This is a genomic window from Sphingopyxis panaciterrae (genome assembly GCF_011762125.1).
In the GTDB taxonomy this organism is placed as follows: domain Bacteria; phylum Pseudomonadota; class Alphaproteobacteria; order Sphingomonadales; family Sphingomonadaceae; genus Sphingopyxis; species Sphingopyxis panaciterrae.
This window is the reverse complement of sequence record NZ_JAASQN010000004.1, coordinates 310,057-325,232: the sequence shown is the minus strand read 5'-3', so window position 1 is coordinate 325,232 and position 15,176 is coordinate 310,057. Positions and strand designations below refer to the sequence as shown.

General features: G+C 62.8%; 10 protein-coding genes and 1 tRNA gene. 6 read left to right on the top strand and 5 right to left on the bottom strand.

The features are described 5' to 3' along the window. Window positions 1-10 precede the first annotated feature (10 nt). Both FHR22_RS15695 and FHR22_RS15690 read left to right on the top strand, forming a co-directional pair. On the top strand, window positions 11-1,540 hold the full coding sequence (locus FHR22_RS15695) for an N-acyl-D-amino-acid deacylase family protein (protein ID WP_166944515.1): 1,530 nt from the start codon (window positions 11-13) through the stop codon (window positions 1,538-1,540). A gap of 69 nt (window positions 1,541-1,609) precedes the next feature. Next, window positions 1,610-4,006 (top strand): TonB-dependent receptor, encoded by a 2,397-nt coding sequence (locus FHR22_RS15690; protein WP_166944513.1) that lies wholly within the window; start codon window positions 1,610-1,612, stop codon window positions 4,004-4,006. Between the two features lie 30 nt (window positions 4,007-4,036). Here the strand turns inward: FHR22_RS15690 and FHR22_RS15685 are convergent, their stop codons facing one another. Then, a complete protein-coding gene (locus FHR22_RS15685) occupies window positions 4,037-5,614 on the bottom strand; it encodes a tetratricopeptide repeat-containing sulfotransferase family protein (RefSeq protein ID WP_166944511.1) in 1,578 nt (525 codons plus the stop codon). 144 nt (window positions 5,615-5,758) lie between these two features. Further along, complete coding sequence (locus tag FHR22_RS15680; RefSeq protein ID WP_341786646.1) at window positions 5,759-7,363, bottom strand: APC family permease; 1,605 nt, start codon at window positions 7,361-7,363, stop codon at window positions 5,759-5,761. A 41-nt stretch (window positions 7,364-7,404) separates the two neighbouring features. Here FHR22_RS15680 and dgcN point away from each other — a divergent pair, with 41 nt between their 5' ends. The 4 genes from dgcN to FHR22_RS15660 all read left to right on the top strand — a co-directional run bounded on the left by dgcN (window position 7,405) and on the right by FHR22_RS15660 (window position 12,660). Beyond that, the gene (gene dgcN / locus FHR22_RS15675; RefSeq protein WP_166944506.1) at window positions 7,405-8,415 is read left to right on the top strand and encodes an N-acetyltransferase DgcN; all 1,011 of its coding nucleotides are present in this window, start codon (window positions 7,405-7,407) and stop codon (window positions 8,413-8,415) included. A gap of 20 nt (window positions 8,416-8,435) precedes the next feature. Next, window positions 8,436-9,449: a dipeptide epimerase gene (locus FHR22_RS15670; RefSeq protein ID WP_166944504.1), complete on the top strand. Its 1,014-nt coding sequence runs from the start codon at window positions 8,436-8,438 to the stop codon at window positions 9,447-9,449. Window positions 9,450-9,487: 38 nt separating this feature from the next. Then, window positions 9,488-10,879, top strand: a complete 1,392-nt coding sequence (locus FHR22_RS15665; RefSeq protein ID WP_166944502.1) for a serine hydrolase domain-containing protein — start codon at window positions 9,488-9,490, stop codon at window positions 10,877-10,879. Window positions 10,880-10,959: 80 nt separating this feature from the next. Beyond that, window positions 10,960-12,660: an amidohydrolase family protein gene (locus tag FHR22_RS15660; RefSeq protein ID WP_166944500.1), complete on the top strand. Its 1,701-nt coding sequence runs from the start codon at window positions 10,960-10,962 to the stop codon at window positions 12,658-12,660. A 509-nt stretch (window positions 12,661-13,169) separates the two neighbouring features. On the opposite strand, the gene FHR22_RS15655 is transcribed toward FHR22_RS15660, so the two are convergent. The 3 genes from FHR22_RS15655 to moaA form a co-directional block, all read right to left on the bottom strand. After that, window positions 13,170-13,244 (bottom strand) — tRNA-Asn (locus FHR22_RS15655). Between the two features lie 61 nt (window positions 13,245-13,305). Beyond that, the gene (locus FHR22_RS15650) at window positions 13,306-14,076 is read right to left on the bottom strand and encodes an NAD kinase (RefSeq protein WP_208417733.1); all 771 of its coding nucleotides are present in this window, start codon (window positions 14,074-14,076) and stop codon (window positions 13,306-13,308) included. Window positions 14,077-14,119: 43 nt separating this feature from the next. Continuing rightward, window positions 14,120-15,133, bottom strand: coding sequence for a GTP 3',8-cyclase MoaA (gene moaA, locus FHR22_RS15645; protein WP_166944498.1), 1,014 nt, complete (start codon window positions 15,131-15,133; stop codon window positions 14,120-14,122). Window positions 15,134-15,176: the final 43 nt, after the last annotated feature.

The following is a 15,176-nucleotide window of genomic DNA, read 5'->3' as shown; positions in this document are numbered from 1 at the left end:
AATATGCCCGATGCGCTGGACGACTCTCTTTGCATTGGGCCTCGCCGTATCCACGGCAACCAATTGCTACGCCTCGACCCTGATCCGATCCGCAACGATCGTGAACGGCCGTGATATCGAAACGACTTCTGGCGACGTCCGGATAGACGGCGACCGCATTGTCGCAGTCGGGACGCTAACCCCCCGGAAAGGGGAGGTCGTCGTCGATGGTCGCGGGCTCGTTCTCGCGCCGGGTTTCATCGACACGCATAGCCATCATGATGAGAAGCTCGGCAAGCATCTCGACGCGACGCAGTTGCTTGCCCAGGGCGTGACGACGATCGTCGTCGGGCAGGACGGCGGCTCTACCTTCCCCGTCGCGAAGCTGTTCGCCGAACGCCAGGCGCATCCCGCTGCCGTCAATATCGCTTCCTATTCGGGTCATGGCACGCTGAGGGGCGAGGTTCTCGGTCCGGACTATAAACGCGAGGCGACGCCCGCCGAGATAGACCGCATGCGCGCCTTGCTCGACGCCGACATGCGCGCCGGCGCGCTCGGCCTCTCGACCGGGCTGGAATATGACCCGGCGATATATTCCTCGCACGCCGAAGTGATCGCTTTGGCATCCGAAGCCGCCAAATTCGGCGGGCGGTACATCAGCCACATGCGCAGCGAGGATCGCGAACTCTGGGCGGCGCTCGACGAACTCATCGCGATTGGCCGCGAAACGCACATGCCGGTTCAGGTGAGCCATGCCAAGCTCGGCATGACCGACTGGTGGGGGCAGGCCGACCGCTTTCTGGCAAAGCTGGACGCGGCGCGCGCCGAAGGGATCGATGCATCCCTTGATATCTACCCTTACCCCTATTGGCAGACCACGCTCACCGTCCTGTGGCCGGAACGCGACTTCGACAATCGCGCGACCGCGGAATTTGTCCTGAAGCACCTCGCTCCCCCCGAAGGTCTGCTGATTTCAGCCGATGACGGCGACGCGTCGCATGTCGGAAAGACCGTCGCCCAGATTGCGACCGAGCGAGGATCGGACCCCGTCACCACCGTCATCTCGCTCATCCAGGCTGCCCGCGCCAAAGGCGGCGACATCAGCGTCATCGGGACCAGCATGGACGAGCGCGACATCGCCAAACTGATCCGATGGTCCAACGCCAACATCTCTTCGGACGGCACGTTCGAGGATTTGCATCCGCGCGGTGCGGGGCCTTTCGCAAAGATATTGCGGATGTATGTGCGGGAAAAAAAGCTGCTCCCGCTCGGTGAGGCGGTCAGGAAGATGAGTTCCTTGTCTGCATCGCACATGGGCATCGCGGATCGCGGGGAGATTCGTGTCGGCGCGTCGGCCGACCTCATTCTGTTCGATCCCGACACCATCCGCGACAATGCGACAACCGACCATCCGACCGCCATCGCCACGGGCATGCGGCGGGTCTGGGTGAATGGCGTCCTGTGTTTCGTCGATGGCAAGGCAACGGGGAAACGGCCCGGACGCGTCCTGCGCCGCGGCAAATCGACGCCGTGGACGGCGCCTGACGGGCGACCCGACTGATCTTCGAAGTCCGAAGCGACTCGCAGAAGCGAGCGACCGAAAAATACGCTCATGGGAGGCGGAATAAAGATGAACATGAAACGCAAGATCACGCTGAAATCGGCGACGTTCCTGACTGGCCTCATGCTGACCACGGGCGCTGGGGCGCAACAGGCCGACACGCTTACGGATTCCGAGGACATCGTCGTAACCGCGACCCGGCGCACCACCACGCTCCAGGATACGCCGATCAACATCAGCGCCCTGTCCGCCGACATGCTTGCCAAGCAGCGCATTGACGACGTGCGCGACATTGCAGACTTCACCCCCGGTATCACCATCAGCGACACCGGACCGACATCGACCGGCACGATTGTCCTGCGGGGTATCAGTGCGGACGATACCGGCGACAGTGGTTCCGACGGCGATAACACGCTCGGCATCTATCTGGGCGAAGTTCCGCTCTATTATGATTTCAAGCTGCTCGATCTTGAGCGGGTGGAAACGCTGCTGGGGCCGCAGGGGACGCTCTACGGCGTCGGCACGCTCGCCGGCGCGATCCGCTACATCCCGAAACGCCCCGATCCGAACAGTTTCGAGGCGGAGGTTCATGCGCGCGTCTATGGAAAAGACCATTCGGGCGACATCGGCTTCCAGGGCGATTTCATGCTCAATATTCCGATCGTGCGCGATCATGTCGCGTTCCGGACCGCCTCGGGCTATTATTTCGATCCGGGCTTCATCGACTATCCGCTGGTCCTGCAGGAACCGGGAGTTTCGCTTCCGCAAGCGGGAGGCGTGGATAACGCGATCGGCCCCGATTACGACGGCAATTTGCGGAAGGTGAAGGACGTTAATTTCGAACGCACCTACACGACGCGCAATCAGCTCCTCCTCCAGTATAACCCGAACGTCAAAGCGATCCTTACCTACGTCTACCAGCAAACGCGAACCGACGGCCGGCAGTCGAACAGCGCCGGTGTGCTGGGGACCGGTCGTTACGAAAATGCATCGCGGTACGTGGAGCCGCATCGGCGCCATGCGCATCTGGTCAGCCTTGAGCTCAATGCCAATCTGTGGGACGTGGCCGATCTTGTGGCGACGACCGCCTATACGAACAGAAAAGTCCGCGAGGTAAAGGATCAGACCGACCAGCTGCTCGATCTCGATTTGGGCTATGAAGCGTTTCCGGCATTTTCCGCCTATCTTGTTCGCGATAACAATACCGAACAATATAATGACGAAATCCGATTGGTCTCGCGTCACGGCGGACCGTTTAGCTGGACCATCGGCGGCTTCTACAACAAGACGACTGCGGCCTATCCTTATGTCGAAATCGCCCCGGGTCTGGCCGAGTTCTACGGGGTCGCCGACACCAACCCCGACGACATCGAATATGCCAGCATCACGCGCGGCAAGGTGACCGAAAAAGCCGCCTTTGGTGAGGTCACATACCAGGTGACGCCTGCCTGGCAGGTGACGGCCGGAGGGCGCTACTTCAAATATACGTCGCAATTGGCCGGCGCGATCGTGCTGCCGCTGCTTGGCGACCCGCTCGATCCGAACGAACTCCCGCAGGAAGGCGGAAAGGCCGGCAAGTCGGGCTGGGTGTGGAAGCTGAACAGCTCCTACAAGATCACGCCCGAACTGATGATCTATGCGACGTACAGCAAAGGCTATCGCATCGGCGGTCCGAACTATGTCGCGCCTTGTCCGAATCCCGTGCCGCCGGATCAGCAGAACGCCTGCGCGCTACCCGATGAACTGCAATACGGACCCGACACGACGAAAAATATCGAAGTGGGCGTGCGGGGCGAGCTGCTTGATCGGAAGCTCAATTTTCACTTCGATGTTTTCCGCATAAACTGGAGCGGGCTGCAGCTCGGCACGGAAACGACTTACGGCGCGGTCGGCATCACGGGCAATGGCGGCTCGGCGCGCTCGCAGGGCTTCGAAGCGTCTTTCACGGCTCGCCCGACGCGCGATCTGAGCGTGCAGGGCAGCTATTCCCATGTGGACGCCAAACTGACATCCGACGCGCCGGGTATCATCAGCGTTCGCACCGTGCCTGGCGACTATTCGTCGCCTGTGGTGGCGCTCGACGCCTTGTCGGGAGACCGTCTGCCGGGCTCCGCCAGGAATTCGGGCAGCTTGGGCGGGACCTATACGCAGCCGCTTGGCGACGCACGGTTGATCGGAAACTGGACCGCCGTATATCGGGGCAATATTGTCTCGCGCCTCGGCTATGAGCGAACCGATGGCGAAATCATTCCAAGCTATGTCACGCATCGCGCGTCGCTCACCTACAGCACGGAGACATACGATCTTTCGCTATGGGCCAATAACATCTTCGACAAATATGCCGTCGTATCGATCGGCGCCGATCGCTCGCGCATTGGCGTAAACGATGGTTTCGCGGTGCGTTATTACTCACGGGCGGTGCTTAATCCGCGGACCTTCGGCATCGAGGGCCGTATCAGGTTCTGAAGCCCGGACAGATCATTGCCGGCATCGATCCTAGTCGACCTCGATGCCGGCATCTTCGATGAGCTTCCGTGCCGGGCCCAATGCTTCGGCATATGCGCGCCACTGTCCGACCGCATCGGCATATATTGGCTGCCTGACCTGCGCCGCGCTCGGCGTCGCCACCGCCCCTTGATTTTCCTGAAACCGGAGGCAGCGTTCGTCCCAGCGAAGTCCGCAATGATCGAGAAGGCGGCGGGTCTCGCCTGTCTGGTCCGAGACCAGCGCTTCGTAACCAAGCTCGAGCACGCGGCCGGGAAAAACTTCGCGCCAGAAGGACATCAGCCTATCGAAGCGAAGATAATAGCGAGCGGTATCGATGAGGTCATAGGAGTAATGATGGAACGCCGAATTGCGCGCGAACAGATGCTTGTAGTTGCTCCAGATCGTGTCCATCGGATCGCGGCGCAGGCAGATGATTCTGGCATCTGGCAGGGCGCGCTGAATCAAGCCGATGTACAGGAAATTGGCGGGCAGCTTGTCGACGAACCGGCCGCCATCGGCGCGCAAATGCGGGCCGCAACGGGTTAGATAATGCCGGCCGAGGTCTGACGCGGACCGGCCGCGCGTGGCGGCGAACGTGTCGGGATCGATGATCGCGCCGGTCGGCTGGTCTGCCAGCTGCTTGACCGCCAGCGGCATCGCGGTCAGCTCTCCCGCCGATTGCACGTCTGCGTGCGAGGAGAGGATGCGCTCGACGAGCGTCGTGCCCGTCCGGGGCATGCCCACCACGAAAATCGGCGCCACCGTCGCATCGCCGCTGCCGACCAGGGGATCGCCGCTGCGGAACAGGCTTTCCACCGCGTCGAAGATGCGTGCATCTTGCGCGAACGCATAACCGGTCTCTTGTCGCCGCTGTGCGCTGGCCCGCTGAAGATGATGAAACGCGCCTTCGGACTCTCCGCATTCCTCATATTCTTTGGCGAGGGCGTAGCGGATACGGATTTGGTCATCGTCTCGCCGCGCGGCGGCCAGCGCCTGATCGAGCCGCGCAATATGGTTCTTCTCCGGCGTCTGGCGCCTTAGCCCCGACAACGCAAAATGCGCACGCCCGTCGGTGGGCGCGGCGGCAACGATCGCATCAAGATGTTCTTCCGCTTGCTCGGCTTGTCCGACGAAGCTGAGTGCCACGGCGAGATTATATCTGAAGTTCCGGTTTGCGGGCTCGCGCTCGACCGCCTGCTCGAACAGGCGGACCGCATCGGCATGGGCTCCCAGCCGCGCGTGGACGCAGCCGATCGTGTCGAATATGTGCGCGTCATCGGGCTCGAGCGCCTCCGCGCGACTGGCCGCCTCTCGTGCCTCGCCGTCGCGCCGCGCCAGGATGAGAAAGCGGGCAAGATGCGCCTGGTAGTCGGCGCTTGGCGAGAGCGCCGCTGCCTTGCCGATCAGTTGAATTGCCTGACCTGCCCGTCCCGCTCCGGCCTCGATGATGCCGGTGAGGAAATAGGCCTCCGCTGCCCCGCCGGGCAAATTCTGCAGCGCGGCGGCGATCCGCCGGACGTCTCCCGGAGTCCCGGTCGCTAGTGCGTCGCGACCCGCGCGTCGCAGCAGTTCAACGGGATCAGTCATGGGCAGGCCGATACCGGATGTGACATTGCGGCATGGTCAGGGGAACGGCCTTGCCGGCGCTGATTTTTGGAAATATTTCTGTCAATGGGTTCTCCCTGTACATTAATATACCGGCCGCAGCCAAGCCGCCGATAGCAAGCCGGGCTATGCGTATCGCTTTCGCCTGAGCCCGTAGAGCCAATAGACCGCGCCGCCGATCGCCAGCCATATGACAAGGCGAAGCCAGGTGTCCTGAGGAAGCGTCCACATCAGATAAAGGCAGGCGGCGATGCTGAGCAGCGGCGTCCAGGGGTAGAGCGGCACCCGGAACGGCCGTGCCGCCTCGGGCTCGCGGCGGCGCAGGACAAGGACACTCGCCGAAACCATCACGAAGGCGAAGAGCGTGCCCATCGAAATCAGTTCGCCGAGCAGGCTGAGCGGGAGTATGCCGGCAGCCACCGACGCGACGAGTCCGGTCACCAATGTTCCGGTAAAGGGAATGTTCGTGCCGGCGCGCATCCGCGTGAACGCGGGCGGCAACAGGCGGTCGCGGCCCATTGCATAGAAAATCCGCACCTGGCCGAGCAGCGTGACGAGCAGCACCGAGACCAGCCCGGCGATCGCGACAAAGCCGACGATGATCTTGGTCCACGCCAGCCCCGGTCCGGCGCTGTTGAGCGCCACATAGATCGGGTCGGCGACGTTGAGCAGGCGATAGCTCACCAGCCCGGTGATGACGAGCCCCACGAGCGCATAGAGCAAGGTGGTGAGACCAACCGAGGCGAGCAGGGCCCGCGGAACCGTGCGCTGCGGATCGCGAACATCCTGTGCCAGCGTCGAGACGGCATCGAATCCCACATAGGCAAAGAATAGCACACCGGCGCCCTGCATGACGCCGGACCAGCCAAAGCGGCCGAACACGCCCTCGTTGGCCGGAATGAAGGGCGACCAGTTGGCCGGATCGACGAAAGCGAACCCCGTAACCACCACCAGCAGCATCGCGGCGATTTTGATGACCACGATGAGAGTGTTGATCCGCGCGGAAAAGTCGGTGCCGCGCAGCAACATCGCAGTGCAAGCCAGGGTCACCAGCGTCGCGGGCAAATCGATGATGGATCCCGTCGCGACCAGGTGACGATTGCCGGAGATTGTAAACGGGGCTTGCGCCAATAGCGCCGGAATCCTGACCCCGACGTCGTGCAGCGCCGATTGAAGATAGGCCGACCAGCCGATCGCCACGAGCGCGCCCGCGAACAGATATTCGAGGACCAGGCACCAGGCGACCGCCCAAGCGGCCGCTTCGCCCATCGAGGCGTGGGTATAGGAATAGGCGCTCCCCGCAACCGGCATCATCGCAGCCAGTTCGGCATAGCAGAGCCCGGCGAGCAGGCAGACCAGGCTGGCGATGAGAAACGACAGCGCCACCGCCGGACCTGAATGTTGCGCCGCAACGGTCCCCGTGAGGATGAAGATACCCGCCCCGACCGTGCCGCCGACACCAAAGCAGATCAGAGCGAAAAGGCCGATGTTGGGTGAGAGTGTTGCGCCATCATCGCTGGTGCTTGCTCGCAACATCGCGACAGTTTTGCGCGCGAGCGGATTCATGGCCGCCTCGACGCGACGGTGTCGGCCTGCGGCCGTGACGAAAGCGGCCAAGCCGGGGTCAGGAAGGTTTTCAAACACGCTCTCCAGGTTTATGTGATTTGTAAAGTTTTTGACGATTGACATCTTATAGTAAAATTTATTACTAACAAGCTGTTCCGGCGACACAGCCAATGTGGCGCCCTCTTTGGCAGGAAAGACCGCAGCGAATGATCATCCCGGGAAAATATCTGTTGTTTCTGGGCGATGTCGCCGATCGGCTCGATGCGAAGACAGCTTGCGGGCTGGTCGATTGGTCGCGCGAGCGCTGCGTGGGGCAATGGCGGCTGCCGTCTTGCGGGATCGATATGGGCCTGCCGGACATGGATTTCGCTGAAGCGCGCTCCGCCGGCGCCCAGACGCTGGTGATCGGCGTCACGCCGTTCGGCGGCGCGATTGCACCGCAATGGATCGCGCCGATCGTCGCCGCGCTCGATGCCGGGCTCAACGTCGCGAGCGGAATGCATGTTCGGCTCGCGAGCGTGCCCGAGATCGCTGCGGCCGCGCAGGCATCGGGCGCATCACTTTTCGACGTTCGGGTGCCGGGACGCAGCTTTCCGGTCGGTTCGGGCCGCAAGCGGCCCGGCAAGCGGATGCTCATGGTCGGCACCGACTGCGCTGTCGGCAAGAAATACAGCGCTCTTGCGATCGCACGCGACATGGCGGCCGGGGGCATGAAGGCGACGTTTCGCGCCACGGGGCAGACGGGGATTTTGATCGCAGGCGAAGGGGTCCCGATCGATGCCGTCGTCTCCGATTTCGTCTCCGGGGCCGCGGAAGCGCTGTCGCCGGACAATGACCCTGATCATTGGGACGTGATCGAAGGCCAGGGCTCGTTGTTCCATCCTGCCTATGCGGCGGTGGCGCTGGGTCTCCTGCACGGCTCGCAGCCCGACGCGCTCATTCTCTGCCACGCGGCAGGCCGGACGCATGTCGATGGTTATCCCGATTTTCCGCTTCCGGATCTCGCCGAATGCATCGACGTCAATCTGGGCATGGCGCGCCGCATCAATGCGGCGGTGCGTTGCGCGGGGATCAGCATCAATTGTTCGGCGCTGCCAGCCGACGCACGGGCGGATCATCTTGCTGCCGTGTCCGATCGCTTCGGATTGCCTTGCTTCGATCCGGTGGCGACGGGCCCCGCCGCGCTCATCGCGCACATCTCGGCAAATTTCGACTGACCGGGGCCGGAAACGCCATCATGGACATCGCCGTTCGTATCGAAACCTGGCCCCTGATTTACCCGTTCCGCATCACGGGATGGACCTATGATGCGATCGAACTGGTGGTCGTGACCTTGCGCGATGGCGATCATGAGGGACGGGGCGAAGCGGCCGGAGTCGATTATCTCGGCGAGACGCCGGCGGGCATCGCCTCCGCCATCGCATCGATGCGCGATGCATTCCGCGCGGGCATGGACCGGGAGCGGCTTCAGTCGCTTCTGCCACCCGGCGGCGCGCGCAACGCGCTCGACTGCGCGCTCTGGGACATGGAGGCCGCCCGGTCGGGTCAGCCGGTCTGGCAGCGCGCGGGTGTCCCCGCTCCGAAACCGTGCCTGACGACCTGGACCATCGGCGCCGAACCTCCCGAAGTCGTTGTGGCGCGAGCGCGAGAGTTTGCCGGCGCCCGGGCGCTCAAGCTCAAGCTCATCGGGGACGGACAGGATGTCGCACGCGTCCGTGCGGCACGCGCCGCCCGGCCCGACATATGGCTTGGCGTCGACGGCAACCAGGGCTTTTCACGCGCGACGCTCGAACAGATCATGCCCGCGCTGGTGGAGGCGGGTGTCGCGCTGGTGGAGCAGCCTTTGCCTATGGACTGCGATGCGGATCTCGACGGTTTCAACTCTCCGATCCCGCTCGCCGCCGACGAAAGCGCGCAAGGACTGGCATCGATCGCTACTTTGTCGAGCGCCTTTTCGGTCGTCAACATCAAGCTCGACAAATGCGGCGGCCTGACCGAGGCCCTCGCGATGGTCGAGGCTGCGCGCGCCCGCGGCATGCAGGTGATGGTCGGCAACATGCTGGGCACGTCGCTTGCCATGGCGCCCGCGTTCATCGTTGGCCAGCTTTGCGACATCGTCGATCTCGATGGTCCGGTGTTGCTGGACGGCGATCGCGCGCCGGTCGCTGAATATGACGACGGCATGGTCTGGTGTCCCGAAGACATATGGGGCGGCGCTTGGAGACCCGCGCACGTTCATGAGGCTGAGTAACGACATCGACGGCAGACGAGAATATAAGGGGAGAGACAATGTTCGGATTGACGAAGACATTATGTGCAGCGGCGATGCTCTGCGTTGCCGGGCCGGCGCTCGCCGCACCTGACGCCGCCACTTTCAATACGCAGCTCGACGCGTTCGTCGAGCAGGAAATGGGTGCGGAGAAGGTGCCGGGGGTGTCGGTCGCGGTCCTGCACAAGGGCGAAATTATCGTCGCCAAAGGCTATGGCCTCGCCAATGTCGAGCATGATGTTCCCGTCACGCCCGAAACGATTTTCCAGTCGGGTTCGGTCGGGAAGATGTTCACGGCCGCGGTGGTCATGCGGCAGGTCGAACAGGGGAAAATGAGCCTCGACGACCCGCTATCCAAATATGTGCCGGATGCGCCGGCGAGCTGGCGCCCGATCACCATTCGCCATCTCCTCACCCATACGTCGGGCATTCCCAATGTCGGCGACGATTTCGACTTCCAGCGCAACTATAGCGATGACGAACTGATCAGGGGCTTCGCCGCCCTGCCGCTCAGCTTTCAGCCGGGGGCGCGATACAGCTACAGCAACAGTGGCTATGTCCTGCTCGGTATCGTGGTGGAACGGGCCACCGGCCGCTTCTACGGGGACATCCTGAAAACCGATATTTTCCAGCCGCTTGGCATGAAGACGGCGCGCGTGATCAGCGACAAGGACATCGTGCCCCATCGTGCCGCAGGATATGAACTCGTCGACGGCGTGCTCAAGAACCAGGATTTCGTCTCGGTGAAGATGAACACCACCGCCGACGGGTCGCTCTATGTCTCGCTCGACGACATGATCGCATGGGCGCGGGGCGTCGAGCAGGGCAAGGTATTGAGCGCAGCGAGCTGGAAGCAGGTTTATACGCCGGTTCGCCTCAACAGCGGCAAGACCTACCCCTACGGGTTCGGTTGGGACGTCGATGTGGCGGGAGGCAAGCCCCGCCTTCATCATGGCGGTTCGTGGCAGGGCTTTCGTTCCTATTATTCGCGCTACCTCGGCGACGATCTGGTGATCCTCTTTCTGGCGAATTCGGCGGAGGCCAATACCGAGACTTTCGTCGACGGCATTGCGAAGCTCTGGGATCCCGCGCTTGTGGCCGTGCCCAGCCCCAAGCCCGAGCCCGATGTCGCGCGCCGGGTGACGGCGCTGATCGAAACCGCGCGCGTGGGCGGCCTGCGGCCGCAGGATGTACCCCTCGCTCCGGCGACTTTCATCACCACGCAAAGCCCGTATTTCGTCAAGGATCTGAAGGAACTCGGTGCATTGACCAAATTGGAGCTGATCGAGCGCGGCGAAGCCGGGGATGATATAAACTATGTCTTCAAAGCCACCTTCGGCGAACGCGTCGCGAGAGTTTATTATTCGGTGGCGCCGGGCAACCAGGCGTCGAACTTTTTCCTCTCCTTATAAACCGCCGGCAAAGTGTAAATTCATGAAACCATGTCCTTCCGATTGCCGCGTGATCGGAAGGCCTTGAACGGAGACGCCCCGTGGAGATCGGACGGAGAAAGCTGCTTGCCGCCAGCGCGCTGGGCGCAGTCGGCATGACCTTGACGGCAGGGCGTGCATTAGCCCGGGGGATCGGTGAACCAGACCTTCTGGTCGTCAATGCCAATATGTACACGGTCGATCCGCTGCAGCCCCGCGCGCGCGCGGTTGCCGTCCAGGGCGACCGTTTCGTCGCCGTCGGCAGCGATTCCGAAATGCGCGCACTCGCGGGCAAGCGAACCCGCATTGTCGACGCGGGAGGCGCGACCATCGTGCCGGGTTTCAACGACTGCCACCTTCATGCCGAAGCCGATATCCTGCTGTACGAAACGCTCGTGGGCAATCCATATGAGGTCGAGTTCGTCACGATCGCCTCGATCGTCGACAAATTGAAGGGCAAGGCGTCGAAGACTTCGCCCGGCGAGTGGGTGTTCGGCTTTTTCTACGACGACACCAAGGTCAAGGACAGGCGCGCGCTCACACGGGCGGACCTCGATCGCGTATCGACGTCGCATCCCGTCCTGGTCCTCCACCGGGGCGGGCACACAGCCCTTGTGAATAGCAAGGCCTTTGCCCTCGCAGGTGTGAACCGCGATACGCCGAACCCGACGGGCGGAACGTTCGACCGGGATGCCGAAGGCGAGCTGAGCGGCCGGGTTACCGACAGCGCCATGGACGCCTTTTACCGGCCCGATATCATGCCCTCTCTCGGCAAGGCGGCCGACCCGGCGCGGAAGCGAGAGGCGGCCGCATTCATGTCCAGCCAGTTTGCGCGCTACGGCCTGACGAGCGTGTCGCACTCGGGGGACGACTTCGCCGCGCTGCAGGCGATCCGTGCCGATGGCAAGCTGCTCCACCGCATAAGCTATGAATGCGACGACGCGATGCTCGACCATGTCATCAACGCCGGTATCGCGAGCGGCCTCGGCGATGAATGGATCCGGCTGGGCGCGACGATAGAGCATAGCCATGATGGTTCCTTTTCGGAACGAACAATGGCGCTCAGCCGCCCTTATCCGGGACGAACGCCGCCCTATTCGGGAAACATCGTCCAGCCACAAGAGCAATTGAACGCATGGGCGGAGCGAATGTACCGGGCCGGGATCCGGCCGAATATTCACGCCAATGGCGACGTTGCGATCGACATGGCGCTGAAGGCGTACGAGCATGCTATCGCGAAGATGCCGAAGGCGCGACTGCGACCGAAAATCACCCACTGCACTTACGTCAATTCAGACCTGATCAGGCGCATCAAGGCCGTGGATGCCATTCCCGCGCCATTCACCAGCTATCTCTATTATAATTCCGATAAATTCGCCTTTTACGGCGAGGAGATGATGAAGAACTGCCTCGCGTTTCGCAGCTTCCTCGACGCCGGTATTCCCGTGGTGGCAGGGTCGGATTTTCCGCCCGGCCCCTTTTCGCCGTTGATGGGAATTCAGGGGATGGTCACGCGCACGGGTTTCGATGGCCATAGCTGGGGCGAGAACCAGCGCATCACCGTCGAAGAAGCGATCGGAATCTATACGCTGAACGGCGCCGTTTCGACCAGGGAAGAGCATATCAAGGGATCGATCACGCCGGGCAAGCTGGCCGATTTTGTTATGCTCGGCGACGATCCGCATGCGGTCCAACCAAGCAAGATCAAGGACATCGAGATCGTGGAGACCTATACCGGCGGACAGTCCGTATTCCATACGTGAAAACACGGATATGCCGGCCTTCTGAATGCCATTTGCCGGCAAATCGCTCTTTCAGGCGAAACCCGCGTCGCCCGCAAGGGCACACAAAGTGCGATCTACGGCCATAGCCTTGTTTCGCAGGCGATCGGCTTCACCGACGTGCCGCAGATCGAGGTGCGTCGGTCGACAGCAATATCGACACCGCGCTCCATGGCCGGGTCACCCGGCCGCTCCGCCCGACGCTGTCGCTGACCGTCGGCGGGCGCCTGACCTCTGTGCGCACCGAAAGCTTCGTTCGCGACCCCAAGCCGCCGATACCGCCGAAGCCTATCGCGACGGCGCGCGCTTTGTTCACTTTGCACCCGCCAAGCGCAAAAAACCGTTTTGAACTTGTTGGTTTCGAATAGCATATGGGCCAACGGCGCTCTCACCGTCGCTTTCAACGAACGATTTGGAATACTTGAAGAAATGTCGTTTGAATCTGCGAGCTCCGGCGGCAGAAAAGCCCCGAAAACCCGGAAAGTTCAAAATGGCTCCCCGGGTAGGATTCGAACCTACGACCGGTCGATTAACAGTCGACTGCTCTACCGCTGAGCTACCGAGGAACACGCCGCCGAAGCGGACAAGGCGGCCCCTTTGCCGTCGCTCGCAGTATTTTGCAAGACCTCAAACGATAAATTGTTCCATCGCGATGCGTTCGTCGAGGCCCTGGTCGGGATCGAACAGCAAGGTTAGGGGGCGGCTGCGGTCGGTTGTGACCAAGACCGTCTTTACGTCGCGGATTTCGCGCTGGTCGGCGACGGCGCTGACCGGGCGTTTTGCGGCCTCGCGGACGTTGAAGCGGATGCTGGTCGATTCGGGGACGAGCGCGCCGCGCCAGCGGCGCGGGCGGAAGGGGCTGATCGGGGTCAGCGCGAGCATTTCCGATTCGAGCGGCAGGATCGGCCCGTTGGCGCTGAGGTTGTACGCGGTCGATCCGGCGGGGGTCGACACAAGCACGCCGTCGCACGCCAGTTCTTCGAGCATCGTCTTTTCGTTGATGACGACTTCGAGCTTTGCCGCCTGGCGCGTTTCGCGGAGCAGCGAAATCTCGTTGATCGCGGGCAGGATATGGCGCTCGCCGCTGATCGTCGTGATGTCGCCCGCCAGCGGATGGATCAGGAACGGCCGCGCCGCCGCGATCCGGTCGAGCAGCCCTTCGACGCGAAATTCGTTCATCAGGAAGCCGATGGTGCCGCGGTTCATGCCGAAGACGGGCAGGCTGCGGCGCTGGTCGAGCAGCTGGTGCAGCATGTGGAGCAGAAAGCCGTCGCCGCCGAGCGCGATCAACAGATCGGCCTCGTGCAAATCGACGAAGTCGTAGAGCGGGCGCAGTTCGGCCTCGGCCTCTTCGGCGGCGGGCGCGTTCGATGCGACGAGCGCGATCTTGCGTTGCATATTGATGAGGTCCCCCGTGCCTTCAAAACATCGGGGCGACGTGTCAGCCGCCCGTTGCACTCATATGACGCGCGACCGCCGGTTTGGACTCCCGTTCGATGTGGAAGTCATGCGCGCGGGGTTTGCCAGCCAATGCGCGGTCGATCAAGCCATCAACCGTTCCGATGCCGCCGTCGCGCAGCGCGGTGCGCAGGTCGATATGATCGTCCTGACCGAGGCACATATAGATACGCCCTTCGACGGTCAGGCGGATGCGGTTGCACGTCGTGCAGAAATTGTCGCTGAGCGGGGTGATGAGCCCGAGCGTCACCGGGCTGCCTTCGACCGCGAAATAGCGCGCCGGCCCGCCGGTGCGCTTGTCGACCGGATAGATGAAGCGGTCGGCGCGCAACGGCGCGATGAAGGCGTGGAGCGGGATATAATGGTCGCTGCGATCCTCGGCGATCTCGCCGAGCGGCATGGTTTCGATGAGCGTGAGGTCGCAGCCGGCCGCGGCGCAATAATCGAGCATCGGGAGGAGCTGGTCCTCGTTGAGCCCGGCGAGCGCCACCATGTTGATCTTGACGTCGATCCCGGCGGCGCGCGCGGCGGCGATGCCGTCCAGCGCGACCGCGACATCGCCGACGCGGGTGATGTGGCGGAAGGCGGCCGGGTCGAGCGTGTCGAGGCTGACGTTGATCCGGCGCACGCCCGCCGCCGCCAGCATCGGCGCCTGTTCGGCGAGCCGCATGCCGTTGGTCGTCAGCGTCAGTTCGTCGAGGCCGTGGCCGATCATCGCGCCGAGCCGCATCGCGAGCGTGTCGATGCCGCGCCGCACCAGCGGTTCGCCGCCGGTCAGCCGGATACGGCGGATGCCGCGCGCGACAAAACGTTCGGCGAGTTCGGCCATTTCCTCGATGCTGAGCACCGCCGATTTGGGGAGGAAGCTCATGTCCTCGGCCATGCAATAGCGGCAGCGCAGGTCGCAGCGATCGGTCACCGACAGGCGCAAATAGCTGATCTGCCGCCCGTGAGCGTCGGTCAGTCCGTTCGGAGTCGAAGGCGAGCGCGCGTCCATCCTGCCAATTGTGATGCAAAAGGCAGGGGATTGGCAAGCAATG

Excerpts from the sequence above, each read along its gene's own strand:
- FHR22_RS15695 (WP_166944515.1), top strand. The coding sequence starts at position 11 with ATGCGCTGGACGACTCTCTTTGCATTGGGCCTCGCCGTATCCACGGCA.
- FHR22_RS15690 (WP_166944513.1), top strand. The coding sequence starts at position 1,610 with ATGAACATGAAACGCAAGATCACGCTGAAATCGGCGACGTTCCTGACT.
- FHR22_RS15685 (WP_166944511.1), bottom strand. The coding sequence starts at position 5,614 with ATGACTGATCCCGTTGAACTGCTGCGACGCGCGGGTCGCGACGCACTA.
- dgcN (WP_166944506.1), top strand. The coding sequence starts at position 7,405 with ATGATCATCCCGGGAAAATATCTGTTGTTTCTGGGCGATGTCGCCGAT.
- FHR22_RS15670 (WP_166944504.1), top strand. The coding sequence starts at position 8,436 with ATGGACATCGCCGTTCGTATCGAAACCTGGCCCCTGATTTACCCGTTC.
- FHR22_RS15665 (WP_166944502.1), top strand. The coding sequence starts at position 9,488 with ATGTTCGGATTGACGAAGACATTATGTGCAGCGGCGATGCTCTGCGTT.
- FHR22_RS15650 (WP_208417733.1), bottom strand. The coding sequence starts at position 14,076 with ATGCAACGCAAGATCGCGCTCGTCGCATCGAACGCGCCCGCCGCCGAA.
- moaA (WP_166944498.1), bottom strand. The coding sequence starts at position 15,133 with ATGGACGCGCGCTCGCCTTCGACTCCGAACGGACTGACCGACGCTCAC.